Below are 15,850 nucleotides of genomic sequence, written 5' to 3' on the forward strand. Positions count from 1 at the left end.
AGCACCTAGTTAACCTAGCTCATCTTAAGCCGCCTTGTTCTCTGCAGGCAAGCAAGTTATAGTTACCTAAAGCGCTTAGATTTAGGTAAATTTTACTTTATCCATTTATTTGACCCTTTATAAAGGTGTTCCGCTCAATAGCTTTTTAATTTACCTGTGAAATAAGTGCGTTGAAGCGGCCCGATCAAAGTGGTGACGCACTTTACCGAGCCTAACCACCCTTCACCTAAAGAGGAACCCATAAGGTGCGTCATGGCTAAAGTTACTTTAAAACGACTGAAAGCTTCTTGCTTGTTCAGCACGGTGTTTTTCTCTCGCCTATGCACATGGCGTGCATCACCCCACTGGCCGCAATGGATGCACCGTCGCATTGGCATTATCCCCGTGCCAGTATACGGATTGCTACTAGCCTGTATAGCCGCACTTGTTGCGCTAAAATGTGTATCCAGCGATTTGCCTGTAATGATTGCAGTACTTGCAGTCGCGGGGTTTACGTGTGCCGAGCTCGGTGCCAAATTGCCGGGACTACGTCATATCGGTGGCCCTGTCATTGTGGCATTGTTACTGCCCTCGTGGCTGGCACATCATCACCTGCTGCCGGCGGAATTGATTAGCCCGATTCATCACTTTTGGCAGACCACCAACATCATTTACTTATTCTCTGCCCTGGTCATTGTTGGGCAGTTTGTTAGGCATGAACCGGGCGCTGTTGACCAAGGGCATCAGCCGATTTGCGATTCCAGTCATGGCCGGTTCAGTCGCAGCCGCCGTGATCGGTACTATAACCGGCATGGTCTTTGGCTTAGACGCATCGGATGCGTTTTTCTATATCGTGGTGCCAATCATGGCCGGGGGCATTGGCGAAGGTGCGCTGCCGCTCACGTTAGGTTACGCCGCGCTGCTGCAGCTGCCACAAGATCAGCTGTTTGCGCGGGTGGTACCCGCTGTCGTGCTAGGCAACTTGAGTGCCATTATGTGCGCGGCAGCGTTTGAACAAATCAGTCGACGATGCCGACGTCATTCCGATGGCCTTGCCTCGTCCGCTCAGGCCCATTCGATAATAAGTCGCGAGCCCGTCACCGTTGAGCAAGTTGCCGCGGCGGGCATTATGGCAATTAGTTTGTATTTGGCAGGTCTGGTCCTGCAACATTTCACCCATCTGCCTGCGATACTGGGCATGTTGGCTCTGGCGGTGGTCGTCAAGTTAAGCGGTGCCGTGCCTGCCCAGCTTGAATACGGCGCGCACTGGGTCTATTGTTTCTTTGCCCGCGCGGTCACCTATCCACTCATGTTTGGCATCGGCATCACGCTGATGCCATGGGAAGCGTTGCTCGCTGCGCTGACTTTAGCGCATTTTGCCACCACCCTGGTGACCGTGCTTACGTTGATGATCACCGGTTTCTTTGTCGGACACTGGATCAAACTACCGGCAACCGAAAGTGCAATGATTAACGCATGCCATAGCGGCATGGGAAGCACGGGCGATTTGGCTATTCTCACGGCGGCAAACCGTCTGCCGCTCATGCCCTTTGCGCAGCTTGCCACACGGATGGGTGGAGCGATGACCGTGATCTTGGCGTTGGGGCTGATGGAACAATGCGAATAGCAACCTTGCCCATAGCCCAATGGTTCGGGGTATGTGAGGCGCGTTCACTCACCGCTGTCTGGCGTCAACTAAAAAAGCCGCCGACGACAACTAAAATTGCCGCCCTATGATGCTACCGTGGCCGGCGCCGTCGGCTTGGCGCCGGCAGCTTCTGCCCGATAGCTTTCAACGCTCATCAAGTCGAGAATGACACTGTGATGGACGACGCGGTCGATGGCCGCGAGCGTGGTCATTGGGTCTTTAAAGATGCGCTCCCACTCTGAGAATACGAGGTTTGTCGTGATGACGATGCTCTTGCGCTCGTAGTGCTCAGCGAGCAACGTGAACAGCACTTCCATTTCATCTCGGTTATGCTGGACGTAGCCGATGTCGTCCAGAATGAGGCACTCGAAGCGATCCAGCTTCGCTAGCTCCTGCGGCAAACGCAGATCGCGCTTTGCTGCCAGTAGCCGCTGCACCAAGGCCCCCGTGGATGTGAACAGGACCGGATACCCTTGCTCGACGAGCGCGTGCCCCAATGCGCAGGCAAGGTGGCTTTTCCCGGCACCGGGTCGGCCGAGCGCGATCACATTGGTGGCATCCTTGAGGAAGCTGCCGCTGCGCAGCCGCTCGATCTGCAGGCGAGTGGCCGGATCGAATCTTTCCAGTTTTAACGTGCGCAAGTTCTTCCCAGGCAGCAGTTCGGATTGCCTCAGTAGTCGCTCGATTCGGCGCGACGCCTTCGCTGCACGTTCGATACGAGCCAGCTCGAGAAGAAACGCCTCATGAGTCAGTCCTTCCTTTGCCGCTCGCAGTGCCGTGTCTTGCACAGCTGCCGCCATGGCACCGAGATTGAGCGCACGAAGCGACACCAGCAATTCTTCACGGGCGTTATGCATGATTACTCCACGACGGGATTAGGGCGTCGTAGTCGTGCAAGTTGATGGCGGCCTTGCCGATCTTCAGCACCGGTGTCGGCGTAGGGCTTGCGACGAGTTTGCGCACGACATCGAGCGTCGGTATGCGCCCGTCATGCAACAAGCGGCCGATTGCTTCGTCGATTTGCGCCTCGGATGTGCTCGCAGCTAAATGCAACAGGCGAAGATATTCCTGGTCCGCCTTTGTCGGCGTTGTGGCAAGCAGTGCGTCGTAGGCCCGGCGGAATGTGGTCGTTGGAAACAGCTCGTCTCTGTAGCAGTAAGCCGCGAACGCGCCGGGCTTTCTCACCAGTGACCAGATCAGATGCCGGTAGTCGATTCGCCGCTGATTGCGCCCGCTCAAGCGCGGCAGAGTAAGAACATGTGCCGTCCCGTGGTAAAGATCCAAGTTCTCCGAGCGGATGCGCGCCTTCAGCGTGGCGCCGATCAATCGTGAAGGTACCGAGTAGTAATTGTTGAGAACTCGAACCAAGCTGAAACGGGAAACGCGCACCGTGACCTCGCGCGTGAAGTCCAGCGGCGCTGCGGGCAGCGCTCTAAGCGCCGCTCGGTCCGCCTCGAATCGTTGCGAGCGCGTGAGATTGCGCTGCCCAACAAGTTCGCCAAGGAAGTGTTCGTAGTCGCTGCGCGTTGCGAAGTCTCGCGTGCCGCGAACCCGTAGCGCCTGGTCCACGGCCTGTTTGAACCGAAAGTGCGATTGCTCGACGTCGCCGTTTTGGTTAGCGCATCCAGCCGTGTTCGCTGATGGCTGCATGCCGTAATGAGCAAGCAATGCACGATAGTTCTGCGTGAACTCATGCATGCCTTCGCGATCCAGCTCGCGTACGGCCGCAGTCAGATTGTCGGTGCGATGCCATTGTGGAACACCGCCGATCTGCCACAGGCATGCTTCAAGCCCTTCAGCCAGCGCCTCAAAGCTCTCGGAGAAGCAAATGCGCACGGCCTCTACGTTCGAGTAAGTCAGCACCAGGTGGTACAGCAAATGCGGGAATGCCGTGCCCGAGATCGTGACGCTCAGCCTATTCATTGAAGTGAAATCGGATTGAGCCATGCGCCCAGGCACATGCTCCTGTGCAAACATGACTTCTTGTTCCGGGCCGTGACGAACGCGCCACGCTTGAATGTGCCGCTGCAACGTGCGCAGCTGGCCTTCCTGATATCGCCCCGGAAACGCCTGGCACAGCAGCACAAATAGGGTCTTGGCCTGCAATGCCGGATCTCGTTTGAGATGATTCTCAACCCACGGCCAATCGACGCTAAACGGATTCTCCCGCGTGCGATGCATGCGCGGCTTCTTCATTTGACTCGGTAACGTGCCAGCACGCTCGTACTTACGGACCGTGCGCTCACTCATACCTGTTCGCGCTGCCGCCAGCTTCTGGCTCACTCCTTTCCGCCGTTCTTCTCGCAACAATTTGATTTCTCCGTCTTTTTTCATGCTGGCTCCGCAAGGAGCCGCATGATAGCGACGGCCGCCACCTCAACAGTTCAGCCGCCGCACACCGGCAAATCTTATATGGTCGCCTCCCATTTGCAAGGCGATTGTGCGCGGCAGGAGGGTGGTTGCGGACTTATATCCGGACTCGATCGCGGGCGTGCCCGCCGGCCCCGATGGATTGCGCCGCAAAGGTCCTAATCTAATTGGCGGACTGGAGGTCCGAGAAATGTCTCAGGCTTGCCTTTGCGCGGTCCAACCTGTCTTGCCATCGTTCAATACACCTGTGCAACCATGGATGGGTTAGGCCTTAAAGCGTGATCACTGTGCTGGTGCTGCCTGATACGTTCGCCCGTACGCTAGCAGCGCCCAGATCGTTCGCGCCATCTTGTTAGCCAGCGCGACAGCGACGACGTTTGTCGGCCGTCGAGTTAATAGAGCACGTAATCGCTCTGGTAAGTGTTTCGAACTCGAGATGACTGATCGTGCACCGTGAATCAGTAAGGTACGTAAATAGACGTCACCGCGTTTGCTGATGCCGCCCAGCCGGACTTTGCCACCCGAGCTGTTCTGTCGCGGCACGAGGCCAAGGTAGGCCGCAAATTCCCGACCGGAGCGGAAAGTTTTCGCTTGACCGATAACCGACACCGCTGCAGTTGCCGTCAACAGGCCAACACCCGGAATTTCTGAGATACGACGGCATGCTGGGTCACCGCGTCGCCATTCGAGGATGCGCTGCTCGATGCGTTGAATTTGCTCGTCGAGTAGATGAAGTCGAGACAATTGATCCCGAAGACTATCGATCAGCATTGCCGGAAACTGATCGGCCAGCGTCGCGATCGCCGCTTGAGCGGCCTGGATCGATGGGCGTCGCCCTTGTGGCAAAACGACGCCGAATTCATAGAGTAATCCTCGCAATTGATTGACTTGCATGACGCGGATCCGGACCAGTTGCTGGCGCATTCGATGTAGCGCCAACATCGCCTGTTGGTGCGCCGATTTGACGGCAACAAAGCGCATGCCTGGGCGCTGGGAAGCCTCCCAGATGGCGGCCGCGTCTGCCGCGTCGTTCTTATTCGACTTGACGAACGGGCGCACGAACTGGGCAGCAATGAGCCTGACTTCGTGCCCAAGCCTGCTCAGTTGCCGAGCCCAGTGGTGGGCGCTACCGCACGCCTCCATGACGATCCGGGCCGCTGGCCGGTTGGCGAAAAACGGTAACATTTGGGCACGCTTGAGCGCCTTGCTGTGAATCGTGCCGTCCGTATCGACAAAGTGGATCTGAAAAACGCGCTTAGCCAGATCGATGGCGATCGTCGTGGGCTCCATTGAATCTCTCCTTCACGAAAGAACGGAAAAGACACTGTCGCATATTTGCACCGAAACCAAGCACCCAGCTCAGTCGCTGAAACAGCTGCTGAGGCGGGAGGCGACCATTCCATCTAGTTGGCGCCACCGGCAAAAGTAATTGTCGCCAGACAGAAGGCATTGACTGGCGACAGCCCACGAGAACGGCGCGACCGACCTCGGCGTTGTAAACGTCATGGCGGGCGCGTAAACTGCGCCCATGACGCGCGCGCTCCCCCTTCCCGAAGACGTTGAGACGCTCAAGGCCATGCTGCTCGAGCAGGCAGCGGCGCTTCGCGAGCGTGACGCCCAAGTCGCCAAACTACAACAGAGGGTAGATTCGCAAGAAGCGGCGCTGGCTTCGCGCGCTGCCGAAGTCGAACACCTGAAGCTACTCATTGCCAAGCTTCGTCGCATGCAGTTCGGCCGCAAATCGGAGAAGCTGGATCGTCAAATCGAACAGCTTGAGCTTCGCCTCGAGGATTTGCAGGCCGACGAAGGCGCTGCGCCTATCAAGATCCCGAAGGCAAAGCGCACCGCGCCGGAAGTAGCGCAGCGCAAACCGTTGCCCGAGCATTTGCCGCGCGACACGCACACCTATCTGCCCGAATCAGCCGTGCGTTGCACGCAATGCGGTTCTGCCATGAAGCAATTAGGCGAAGACGTTTCGGAGCAACTCGAGTACATACCGGCAAGCTTTAAGGTCATCCGGCACGTACGGCCGAAGTTCGCATGTTCATGTTGCAATCACATCGTACAGGCGAGTGCGCCGAGCCGCCCGATTGCACGCGGCTTGGCAGGACCGGGCTTGCTTGCACATGTACTCGTCTCCAAGTTTGCTGACCACGTGCCGCTTTACCGACAATCAGTCATCTATGCGCGCGAAGGTGTCGAACTCGAGCGCTCGACGCTGGCCAAGTGGGTGGGTCATAGCGCGGCTCTGTTGCAACCGCTGGTGGAAGCGATTCGCCGCCACGTGATGGCCGCATCGAAGCTGCATGCCGATGACACGCCGGTACCGGTGCTTGCGCCTGGTAATGGCACAACCAAGACCGCACGGCTATGGGTGTACGTAAGCGACGATTGAGCGTCAGGCGACGCAACACCGGCTGCGGTGTGGTTCACCTACACGCCTTAGCGCAAGGGCATTCATCCGCAGCAACATCTCGCATCGTTTGTTGGCACGCTACAGGCCGATGCCTACGGCGGCTATCAAGCCATTTACGAAACCGCACGCGTAGTCGAAGCAGCGTGTTGGGCTCACGCGAGGCGACAGATTTACGAGCTGCACGCCGCTCGGCCGAATGCATTCAATACCGAAGCGCTCGAGCGAATCGGAGCACTCTATAAAATCGAAGAGGCCATTCGCGGTAAGCCTGCCGATGAACGCCGGGTCTATCGCCAGGCGCACGCCAGCCGTTACTTGATCAGCTCCATGCTTGGCTGGGCGAAGTGCTCGATACGCTCTCGCGCAAATCCGATACGAGCCGCGCGATTCTCTACGCGCTCAACCGTTGGACGGCGTTGATGCGCTATTGCGATGACGGGCGACTTAAGATTGATAATCTGCCTGTCGAGCGCGCCCTGCGCGGGGTAGCAATCGGCCGCCGGAATTACCTTTTCGCCGGTGCCGATTGCGGCGGCGAGCGGGCCGCCGCAATTTACAGTGTGATCGGCTCGGCCAAATTAAATAACATCGATCCCGAAGGGTATCTGCGTGAAGTGCTAGCACGCATCGCCGAGCATCCGATTAATCGTGTTGATGAACTGTTGCCGTGGAACTTCAGCTTTGCAACTATTTCGCTCGATCCCGCTGCTTGCTCGTCACAGAGCCTATTCGTAGCCGACCAACTTAGATGAAATACAAGAATATCTACTCGGCCATATATAACCTCGGTGCCAGCTTCACAAGTCTCATGAACTACATCCGAGACGGATACGTGATCGAAGACTTAACGGCAGTGCACGACCAGCAGCTCGACATAGAGATCGACTGGCTGACTGGAACATTCGCTCCTGTGTCAATGGAAACGGAGCGTATCCGTGCGTCGATCTAGTGCTATTGCTCAAGCCTCGAAGGGCAACTGGTACAACAGAACCTCGACCTCGCCTCGATTACTCTCCTTCGATTCCATTGGCCCGCCGGCGCACGCAAGTTCACGATCGCCACTAATGATCGCGGAAAGGACTACAGAATCTACGTCAACGAGTCCAAATGAGACTGCCTTGAGCGTTGCCACAGTCGTCAAAACGGTATGCGATCAACGCTTACGTTACGGCGGCGTTGGCGCGCAAACCTTGCCCGTGTCGCAACGATGTAGCAGAACAAATAAATGGCTTGAATTTGCCGATCCGTGCCAAAGGCCGGCAGCGGCTTGCCTAAGGCAGCTTGACGTAACCTGGGACGGACTTGCAACTGCCAGCGGTATTAGCCCGCGGCCCGCGCGCGATGAAAACGTACCGGATGCCGAATACGTCGAAGGATTACCGCCCCCTTCCTAGAGCGTGTTATGCACTTTGCAAGATAGGCGCAGCATGAACGAGCATAAGCATGGCAAAGACGACGAAATGCAAGCCGACGAGCGTTTCGGGCAACCGCTCGTCGTCGCGAGCGAGCCTTCGAAAGCGATTGAGCCATCCCAAACTGCGCTCGACGACCCATCGGCGCGGCAGCAGGATAAAGCCCTTCTTTGCCTCTGGCAGTTTGATAACCTGCACTTCGATGCCTTCATCTTGCGCGGCTTGCGCAGGCTCTTTTCCTGTATAGCCTTGGTCGGCGAAGGCAAGCTTCACGCTCTGCCCGCTCACAAGTTGCACCTCTTGTGCCAACACTTGAACCTGCGCGCGCTTGCTCATTGGCCGGCGTAACATGGACCGCCAGCCAATGCCCGAGCGTATCGACGGCCCTATGCACCTTGCTTGCCCGTTTGCCCTTGTCGCCATCGTAGCCTGCCGTGGGCCACGCTCGCAGCCCGAGTACAACATACGCCCGTTCAGAACCACCGCACTGGTCTGAGTTTGCCGACCCTGCGCAACACGCAGCACCGAACGCAAATCCTGAACCATCGCTTCGAAGCAGCCAGCGTTGAGTTTGCTGATACACCGCCTCCCATGGCGGAAAGTTCGTCAGCAGCATGCGCCACGCAGCGCCTGCACGAGCTAGCCAACGCAGCAGCGAAGCGCCATTCTTCGTCCGGCACGTCGCTCGGATAGAGTCTGCGTTTCTCCATCTTGATTCGACTCTGAGCTTCACTGAAAGTGCATAACACGCTCTAAACGGGCAACAGGTGTCGAAGGAAGGAAAAATCCACGCCGATAGTCCAAGTGATGCGATACGCGCTTGATCACTATTGTCACCTGCAGGTTCACACAGAATGTGGAAGAGCCACTTCTAAGTTGCTGCTGACATTGCACGGGGCCAAGTCCTTAACTATAGCAAAGCATGGTTGCTCGCTTTAGGAGAAGTCATCGTAATCGGTATAATTTTCATAAAACAATGCGCCGTGAAAATTTTTCATTTTTTCAACATGCTAATTTTTTATGTTGTATCCATTTAGCAATCGACATTAGTACTTGACATCAAAGTCGAGTAGTGTAGATTGAAGTCAAGGCTTTATTTTTTGAGCAGCTCGGCCGATACTTCCAAGCTCCATGCCGATGCGACACGGTTACGTATCGTTGGTCTATCGATGAGTGTTTGGTATTGGTTCAGTAATTAATATTGAACATCGCAGCGCTGATCAGGTTGTGCGTTGTGTAGTGTTATATGCGGGAACAACTAGGCATGTTTGCAAGGACTACAAACAGGCCTCAAGAATTGACGGGCGTGCTGTTCGTATTGTGTCATGTGAACCGCTTCGTGTGTCAGATGAATGAACGTTCCTTTGGTGGCCCAGCATGAGCACTTTTGATGATGCTTTTGACCAGCTCATTGGCAATGAAGGGGGTTATGCCAATTACCCTCAAGATCCTGGCGGTGAAACCATGTGGGGCATCACCCAACGTGTCGCGCTCGCGTGGAGCTATACCGGCCGTATGCAGGATTTGTCGCGCGAGACAGCCAAGCACATTGCCAAGGCGCTTCATTGGGATCCCTTGCACTGCGACAGCTACGATACGCGGGTGGCGTTTCAAATCCTAGATGCCAATTACAACGGTGGTCCTATTGTCGTCTGGATGCAGCAAGCCAGCAGTGCACTAGCCGACGGCAAACTCGGACCCAAGACGATCGCCGTGGTGCAGGTGGTCGACCCAGAGCTATTTATTATGCGTTTTATGGCCGCGCGTCTAGGCTATTTAACCGCGTTGCAAACGTGGCCCAGTTTTGTCTCGGCTGGGCACGGCGAATCGCCACTAATTTGAGAGTAACCGGAGCTTAATCATGTTACCGATTGTTCTTGCTCTTGCGCAGTTTGCGCCGCAAATCGCCCAGTGGATTGGGGGTAGCCGAGCTGAACAGGTCGCACAGAAAGTGGTCACTATTGCCCAAACGGTCACCGGCACCAGCACGCCAGAACAGGCGTTAGCTGCAATCCAGGCGAACCCCGAACTTGCCTACCGGTTCCAGGAATCGATTGTCGAGAGCCAAGTCGAGTTGCAGCGCATCGCCGCTGAGTTGGAGAAGGCGCACATCACCGCCAACATCGAAACGGCGAAGGTGAACGCCGCCGACCGCGCTAATGCTCGGCAGATGGCCTTGACTGTAGAAGATCGCACCCCACGTAACCTCGCTTATCTATATACAGGCGCCCTGTTTTTGGTAATTGGCGCACACTTCTGGCTGTTATTTTCCCGTATAACGGTCGAACCGCTCGCCTTTGGCGTGCTTGGCAATATTGAGGGCGTGCTCATATCAATGGTCTTGGGCGCCAAAGAGTTCTTTCTCGGCTCGTCATCCACGGCGAAAAAGCAGGCCGCCGTGATTACCAGCTTCGCGACCGATCCGGACACTTATGCCACGACTCAAGCGCTCAATCCTATGGTAACGCGCACCGGGGCGACATTGCCGTCTTTAGCCGAAGGCAAACCCTAGAATGTTTATGTTTATGATCAACAAATTCATTTGCATAAAACCCATAACAATATTAGTTAGGACAATGTATTGATCTGCCTAAAAGAAAAATTATAACAATATTTGCATTCTCATTCTTGAGGGATTTTTTAGATTTCCTCTATTTATTTTGCAAGTTCTTTGTTGAAGGAGAAACTCATGAGTTTCTGGCATATTTTGACTGATGGGCGTAAACGCCATCCGTTGCTCAGTGCTCGCGTGTCGGGACTCACCACCCCAATGCTTCAATCGCCAAGGGCAGAAAAGCCGCTTATCGGGGAATCATTGGGCTCCACCTATTAGAGATCGGGAGAAAGTGACATGCACAGCTATCTCAAACAGCAAAGCCATATGCAAAGCTATCTCGAACAGGAAAATCATATGCGAAGCTATCTCGAAATGCGAAAGAAACCGTACTTTGACGATTTGGCCAACATCCGACCAGGGGGGCTGACGCCGGCGCAGGTTTGCCAAGCGTACCAGTTTGCCAAAGTCCAGCCAGTACGCCCGGTGAAGTTAGGGATTGTTTCGCTTGCTGGACAATATTTGTCTTCAGACATGAGCAAAGCCTTTACCGGCTATGGGTTGCCTACGCCAGTTGTGAGTACGGCAGGATCACAAGTGCTGGGGGACTTGTGGTCGAACGTCGAGAACATGATGGACATCGAAATTGCTGGCGCGGCCTGGGCTTACGCGACCGGGACGGCCGCGACCCTCTTGATGCAGTTCGAGCCCAATAACGAAACCGGCATACCCAATGCGATCAACGCGCTTGTTGCGGCCGGTTGCGAGGTAATCTCAATTTCCTGGGGGGCGCCCGCTAATCTCCAGACGATGGAGGCTATTACCGCTCGCAAGGAGGCCTGCAAGCAGGCAGCGGTGCAAAATGTCCATGTCTTCGCCGCGTCAGGCGACGAGAGTCTTAATGACGGGACCAACTCTCGCACACCTGATGATCCATGCTGCGATCCCAACGTCTGGGGTGTGGGCGGAACCCGCTTGGTGCTCCAAGCGGATGGCTCGATCGCGCAGGAATCAGCGTGGGGCGATGGCAATGCCGCCGATAAGGGTGGTGGTGGTGGATTCGATTCGCGTGAACCGCTGCCAGACTACCAAGTGGGCGTTGTCCACAGCGAGCATCGTGGCAGCCCTGACAGTTCAGCCAACGCCGACCCCGGGACGGGCTATGCAATCGTCGCCAATGGACAATGGCTGATTGGCGGAGGGACTTCGGCGTCGGCCCCACTGACTGCCGGCTATGTCGCGGCAATCCTCTCAACCTTGCCTGGACCGATCAGCCAAAGCGTTCTCCAGCGCAAGCTCTATACGGCGCATAAGACAGCGTTCCGTGATATCTTGCTAGGAAGTAATGGCGCGCCGGCGCGGCCTGGTTGGGAGGAGGCGACTGGCCTCGGCTCCATTAATGGGCCCGGGCTGGCGGCTGCTCTGCAAAGCTAAACATCGGTCGATCGCCAAGCCCCCGTCGGGCTTGGCGGCTGTATCAGTCAGTCACGCCTGTTGAATGCTGTGGTGAACCGCTCTGGCTATTACGCGCATTGGCGATGCCTAGCCTAGTATCGCCCGTGTGCAGCAACAGGTCTACGTGAACACGGCGTTCGTGGCCAGCGGCGGCTGCTATGGCAGCCGCCCAGTGATGTACGAGTTGCGAGACCAAGGGCTGCATATCGGGCGCTACCGGCTCACTACAGTCAGCCTTTTTCGCGCGAAGGCTGGCGATGCTTCAGAAGAAACAGTGGATGCAAATCCATGTGCTCAGAACTCAAGGGTTGTCGTTGCGAGAGACCGCGCGGCGCCTGGGCGTGTCTCGCAACACAGTGACGCGTTACTTGGCATCGCAGGACGTGCCTCGCTACAAGCAACGTGAGCCACGGCCAACCAAGCTCAATCCATTTTAGGCGTACATCGTCGAGAGGATGCCAGCGGCGGCACCCGAGATGATTGCCGCGCCGGCACCAGAGCTGATTGTGCGTTTCGAGACCGAGCAGGGTCGGCAGATGCAATGCGACTTTGTCGTATTGCGTCGCGGCGCTGATCCGCTGTACGCGTTCACCGCCACGCTAGGTTTTAGCCGTTGGTGTCAGCAACACGTTGAAAATGGCTCTTCCCCACTTTGTGTGAAGTTTCACGTCACAAGTCAGCATCGATTCAGCACGCGAGTACGAAGCAGCTGAAAGCCGGCGCGGCCATACATTTGGCGCTTGAGAGTGATTCATCGGGCTCTGCCGGACCCCGAAGAATGAAGCGCACGACTGCTGCAGACGGATCTAGAAGGAATACGATTACGAGACAGCGGTGGTCGAGGTCAGCCCATTATTTGGTGCAATGAGCCCGTTTGAGAGTTGGACCCACAACCCTGCGAGCACCCCGAATTGTGACCGAGGGCACGTCGCCCTGCCGGAGCACGCTTACCAGCATCCGATAACGAGGATTGTCGCCGCTGCCATTCTTTCTCTTGCAGGAGGGTAGCATGCAGGTACTTTATTCGCGCTTTGCAGAGCTTTTGCACTACCACAAAGGGATTACTTGCGCTCGTCGCACTGGTTGGCCGTCCATGGCTGTTCCCACGTGACTATGGAAGCTACCGGCGTTTACTGGAAACCCGTGTGGCACGTTCTCGAAGGCTCCTTCGAACTAGTGCTGGGCAACGCTGCGCATATCCGGAATGTGCCTGGCCGCAAAACCGATGTCAATGACGCGACGTGGATCGCAGAGCTGCTCGCACACGGGCTGATTCGCTCCAGCTTCGTGCCGCCGGCTGCGATCCAGGCGTTACGTGATCTGACACGCACACGCAAATAGCTGACGCGTGAGATCGCCCAGCATTGTCTGCGTATCCAGAAGGTGCTTGAGGATGCCAATCTCAAACTAGGTAGCGTCCTGACTGACGTACTTGGCGGCAGCGGGCGCGCGATCCTGAAAGCCATCATTTCGGGTGAAGACGATCCGGTGCTGCTCGCGGCACTGGCGCAAGGACACGCGCGCAAGAAGACGAATAAACTACGTGAGGCATTGCGCGGGCGCATCACTTTCCATCACCGCACGATGCTCGCGCTGCATTTGCAGCTCATCGAGGCTCTTGAGCACGCGCTGACTGATCTGGATGCAGCATGGGGACTTGCTCTGACGCCAATCCGGCAGCACGTTCAACTGCTAAGAACCATTCCCGGCGTCGGTGACCTGACTGCGCGGGTCCTGGTGGCCAAGATTGGGATCGACATGACGCGCTTTGCTGATTCCGCTCACCTCATATCGTGGGTCGGACTGTGTCCGCGCAATGATGAGAGCTGGTAAGCGCCGCAGTACGCGCCTGCACAAGAGCGGCACATGGCTCAAGACGGCACTCGTGACCGCTGCATGGGCCGCAGTACGTACGAAGAACAGCTACCTGTTCGCCCAGTTCACTCGCATCAAGGCGCGGCGCGGTTCAAAAAAAGCAATCATCGCAGTGGCTGCGTCGATGCTTACCGCAGCGTGGCACATGCTTCGCAATGGCGTGGAATATGCAGATCTGGGTGCAGACTATTTTACCAGGCACGGCATGCAGAGCATCGTTAAGCGACTGTTAAAACGCCTTACAGATCTTGGATATCCGGTGCAGCCAGCTTCTCCGTCATAAGGGCTTTTAACCAGACTTGAGCCGATTGACATGGCCTTCAACGATGCCGTTACTGTAGGGCGTGAGCAGTGCAGCGTGTACGGCATCGTAGTCGTGGCCAATGCCTGCTGCAAACCGCTGCATTTCTGGTACACCGCTGGCCTGCGCTTGGCGCAGCCAGCTTGCCAACGCTTGATGTGCGCGGCGCTTGATCATGTCAGTGAACTCGAGCGACAGCCGCCGGATTGTTGCTATCTGGGGATTGTGCTCGGCGAGTCGTTGAACAAGGTGCTGGACGTGCCGCTTGTTGTCGTCGGTGAGCGCGGCCGTGCCCCGACCCATTAACCAGCGGCCTACGCGGCGAGTGGAGGGCACTGCTCGTGACACAGCAGTACGCAGCTGCTGCGTGATTGCACAGGCTTTTCGCCAAGGCTGAAGGGCTTGGCGTACGATGCCGCAACCGCCGTTGAACCCTTGGCCCACGATTTCCCCATACAACCTCGCCGCGTTCTGGCAGCCTTCACGCCAGCGCTGGGCAAGATACGCCCGATAGGGATCCAACTTGCTGGCGGCTGGCCGCCGTTGCGCCCGCTCAGGGAACCCACCGGCGTGGATCCAATGTCGCACCGTACGCCGGTCCAATGCCGTGATGCGCGCAATCGCGCGTATTGCCATCCCACTTTGATGGTGGCGCATGACCGCCCCATAGCGTGCGAGCCGCGCTTGGCGCCGCTGCGCTTGTTGCTCCTTTGCGCGCGATGTGGTTGCCACGTCGGGCCAATTCGATTCGATCGCTGGCAATGCGGCAGAAGCGTGCTCGTGATCGAGTGAGCGTGCAACTTCGCGGATAGGCCGCTGGCAGCGGCTTAGCGCGCGCTCAATGGCATCGCCAAGATTCTTCAACAGATGCCATCGGTCGGCCACTTGTACTGCTTGCGGCGCGCCACGCGTGATGCCTTCGGCGTAAACCCCAGCGCGATCGCGCGATACGATCCGGATTGCGCGGTTCCGTGTTAGCCAGTTCGCCACCGATGTCGCATCACGATCAGGCAACAGATCCAATGGACGCCGTTGCTCGATGTCAACCAGTAGGGTGCCATAGCGATGAGCGCGTTTAAATGCCCAGTCATCGACACCAATAATGGTAGGGGGCGATGTCGTCGCGACATGCTTCTGGCCGCTGCGTTTGAGCAAACGAAGAATCGTTTCGCCGCTGATCGACATGCCCAGCCGCTGCGCCAGGCGCGCACCTGCGGCACCACTGAGCGCCAAGCCCACATGCCATAGCACCGTCTGTGCTCGGGCTGTGCGACGCTGCTGACGCGCGCCGAATTGCGCAAGGCATGGGGCAAATGTTCGCCGGCAACACGTTGTGTTATCGCAACGAAAGCGCCGCACATGGATTTCCAGCGTGACGCGATGGCCGCTACACGGCAGGTCCTCAACGTGTCGTCGGTACCATCCGTGTATCCGGGCGCTTGTCACTCCACACGCCGTGCAATGTGCAACGAGCCCTTGATGTTTCAGTGCAACGATGAGCCGATTGCCGATCCTCTCCCATCCGACAATACGCATACTGGGAGCGGACAACAGGCGTCGAAGAAAGGAAAAATCCACGCCGGTAGTCCAAGTGATGCGATATCGCGCTTGACCACTATTGCCACCTGCAGGTTCGCACAAAGTGCGGAAAAGCCACTTCTAAGTTGCTGTTGACAGCGCCGGCCACAACCTGCAGATGATCCTGCGCAAGCTGCGGCTTTTTGCGCCCTGATTCTCGTCGCGTTACTCAGCTTCAAAACCACCGCACCGTCGGCGGCCTGAACTCATCGAAGGCCAAAACGAATTGTTTAGGTTGGACTAATTATTCTCTTCTTTATAA

General features: G+C 56.7%; 9 protein-coding genes and 6 pseudogenes. 9 read left to right on the forward strand and 6 right to left on the reverse strand.

Annotated features, from left to right (window positions below; genetic code table 11):
• Nucleotides 1–134 precede the first annotated feature (134 nt).
• Nucleotides 135–302 (reverse strand): hypothetical protein, encoded by a 168-nt coding sequence (locus RBRH_RS19720; protein WP_162145576.1) that lies wholly within the window; start codon nucleotides 300–302, stop codon nucleotides 135–137.
• A gap of 55 nt (nucleotides 303–357) precedes the next feature.
• Here RBRH_RS19720 and RBRH_RS21035 point away from each other — a divergent pair.
• Both RBRH_RS21035 and RBRH_RS16020 read left to right on the forward strand, forming a co-directional pair.
• A pseudogene (locus tag RBRH_RS21035) lies at nucleotides 358–615 on the forward strand (2-hydroxycarboxylate transporter family protein); the annotation flags it as partial.
• Between the two features lie 61 nt (nucleotides 616–676).
• A complete protein-coding gene (locus RBRH_RS16020; RefSeq protein WP_269764300.1) occupies nucleotides 677–1,606 on the forward strand; it encodes a 2-hydroxycarboxylate transporter family protein in 930 nt (309 codons plus the stop codon).
• A gap of 104 nt (nucleotides 1,607–1,710) precedes the next feature.
• On the opposite strand, the gene istB is transcribed toward RBRH_RS16020, so the two are convergent.
• From istB to RBRH_RS16035, 3 genes are all read right to left on the reverse strand, one after another.
• Nucleotides 1,711–2,484 carry an IS21-like element helper ATPase IstB gene (gene istB / locus RBRH_RS16025; protein ID WP_013436822.1) on the reverse strand — a complete coding sequence of 258 codons (774 nt, stop codon included), beginning with the start codon at nucleotides 2,482–2,484 and terminating at the stop codon, nucleotides 1,711–1,713.
• Nucleotides 2,477–3,961, reverse strand: coding sequence for an IS21 family transposase (gene istA / locus RBRH_RS16030; RefSeq protein WP_013436823.1), 1,485 nt, complete (start codon nucleotides 3,959–3,961; stop codon nucleotides 2,477–2,479). The genes istB and istA overlap by 8 nt, the downstream gene beginning before the upstream one ends.
• Nucleotides 3,962–4,279: 318 nt before the next feature.
• Complete coding sequence (locus RBRH_RS16035; protein ID WP_013436824.1) at nucleotides 4,280–5,287, reverse strand: IS110 family RNA-guided transposase; 1,008 nt, start codon at nucleotides 5,285–5,287, stop codon at nucleotides 4,280–4,282.
• 238 nt (nucleotides 5,288–5,525) lie between these two features.
• Between RBRH_RS16035 and tnpC the strand changes: the two are divergent.
• Both tnpC and RBRH_RS18455 read left to right on the forward strand, forming a co-directional pair.
• Nucleotides 5,526–7,165: pseudogene (tnpC, locus tag RBRH_RS16040) on the forward strand (IS66 family transposase).
• A 56-nt stretch (nucleotides 7,166–7,221) separates the two neighbouring features.
• The gene (locus RBRH_RS18455) at nucleotides 7,222–7,362 is read left to right on the forward strand and encodes a hypothetical protein (RefSeq protein WP_157864650.1); all 141 of its coding nucleotides are present in this window, start codon (nucleotides 7,222–7,224) and stop codon (nucleotides 7,360–7,362) included.
• 451 nt (nucleotides 7,363–7,813) lie between these two features.
• Here RBRH_RS18455 and RBRH_RS16050 read toward each other — a convergent pair.
• Nucleotides 7,814–8,535 (reverse strand): annotated as a pseudogene (locus tag RBRH_RS16050) (IS5 family transposase).
• 667 nt (nucleotides 8,536–9,202) lie between these two features.
• Between RBRH_RS16050 and RBRH_RS16055 the strand changes: the two are divergent.
• The 5 genes and pseudogenes from RBRH_RS16055 to RBRH_RS18470 form a co-directional block, all read left to right on the forward strand.
• A pseudogene (locus RBRH_RS16055) lies at nucleotides 9,203–9,684 on the forward strand (glycoside hydrolase family 108 protein).
• 2 nt (nucleotides 9,685–9,686) lie between these two features.
• On the forward strand, nucleotides 9,687–10,337 hold the full coding sequence (locus tag RBRH_RS16060) for a hypothetical protein (RefSeq protein ID WP_013436832.1): 651 nt from the start codon (nucleotides 9,687–9,689) through the stop codon (nucleotides 10,335–10,337).
• Between the two features lie 339 nt (nucleotides 10,338–10,676).
• Nucleotides 10,677–11,813 carry a S53 family peptidase gene (locus RBRH_RS16065; RefSeq protein WP_013436833.1) on the forward strand — a complete coding sequence of 379 codons (1,137 nt, stop codon included), beginning with the start codon at nucleotides 10,677–10,679 and terminating at the stop codon, nucleotides 11,811–11,813.
• A 272-nt stretch (nucleotides 11,814–12,085) separates the two neighbouring features.
• Nucleotides 12,086–12,451, forward strand: a pseudogene (locus RBRH_RS18465) (helix-turn-helix domain-containing protein); the annotation flags it as partial.
• A gap of 405 nt (nucleotides 12,452–12,856) precedes the next feature.
• Nucleotides 12,857–13,992, forward strand: a pseudogene (locus tag RBRH_RS18470) (IS110 family RNA-guided transposase); the annotation flags it as partial.
• 6 nt (nucleotides 13,993–13,998) lie between these two features.
• On the opposite strand, the gene RBRH_RS16080 reads toward RBRH_RS18470, so the two are convergent.
• Nucleotides 13,999–15,546 (reverse strand): ISL3 family transposase, encoded by a 1,548-nt coding sequence (locus tag RBRH_RS16080; protein ID WP_232509439.1) that lies wholly within the window; start codon nucleotides 15,544–15,546, stop codon nucleotides 13,999–14,001.
• Nucleotides 15,547–15,850 lie beyond the last annotated feature (304 nt).

Source organism: Mycetohabitans rhizoxinica HKI 454 (genome assembly GCF_000198775.1).
Classification (GTDB): domain Bacteria; phylum Pseudomonadota; class Gammaproteobacteria; order Burkholderiales; family Burkholderiaceae; genus Mycetohabitans; species Mycetohabitans rhizoxinica.

Excerpts from the sequence above, each read along its gene's own strand:
- RBRH_RS18455 (WP_157864650.1), top strand. The coding sequence starts at position 7,222 with ATGAACTACATCCGAGACGGATACGTGATCGAAGACTTAACGGCAGTG.
- RBRH_RS16035 (WP_013436824.1), bottom strand. The coding sequence starts at position 5,287 with ATGGAGCCCACGACGATCGCCATCGATCTGGCTAAGCGCGTTTTTCAG.
- RBRH_RS16080 (WP_232509439.1), bottom strand. The coding sequence starts at position 15,546 with ATGCGTATTGTCGGATGGGAGAGGATCGGCAATCGGCTCATCGTTGCA.
- RBRH_RS16065 (WP_013436833.1), top strand. The coding sequence starts at position 10,677 with ATGCACAGCTATCTCAAACAGCAAAGCCATATGCAAAGCTATCTCGAA.
- istB (WP_013436822.1), bottom strand. The coding sequence starts at position 2,484 with ATGCATAACGCCCGTGAAGAATTGCTGGTGTCGCTTCGTGCGCTCAAT.
- istA (WP_013436823.1), bottom strand. The coding sequence starts at position 3,961 with ATGAAAAAAGACGGAGAAATCAAATTGTTGCGAGAAGAACGGCGGAAA.
- RBRH_RS16060 (WP_013436832.1), top strand. The coding sequence starts at position 9,687 with ATGTTACCGATTGTTCTTGCTCTTGCGCAGTTTGCGCCGCAAATCGCC.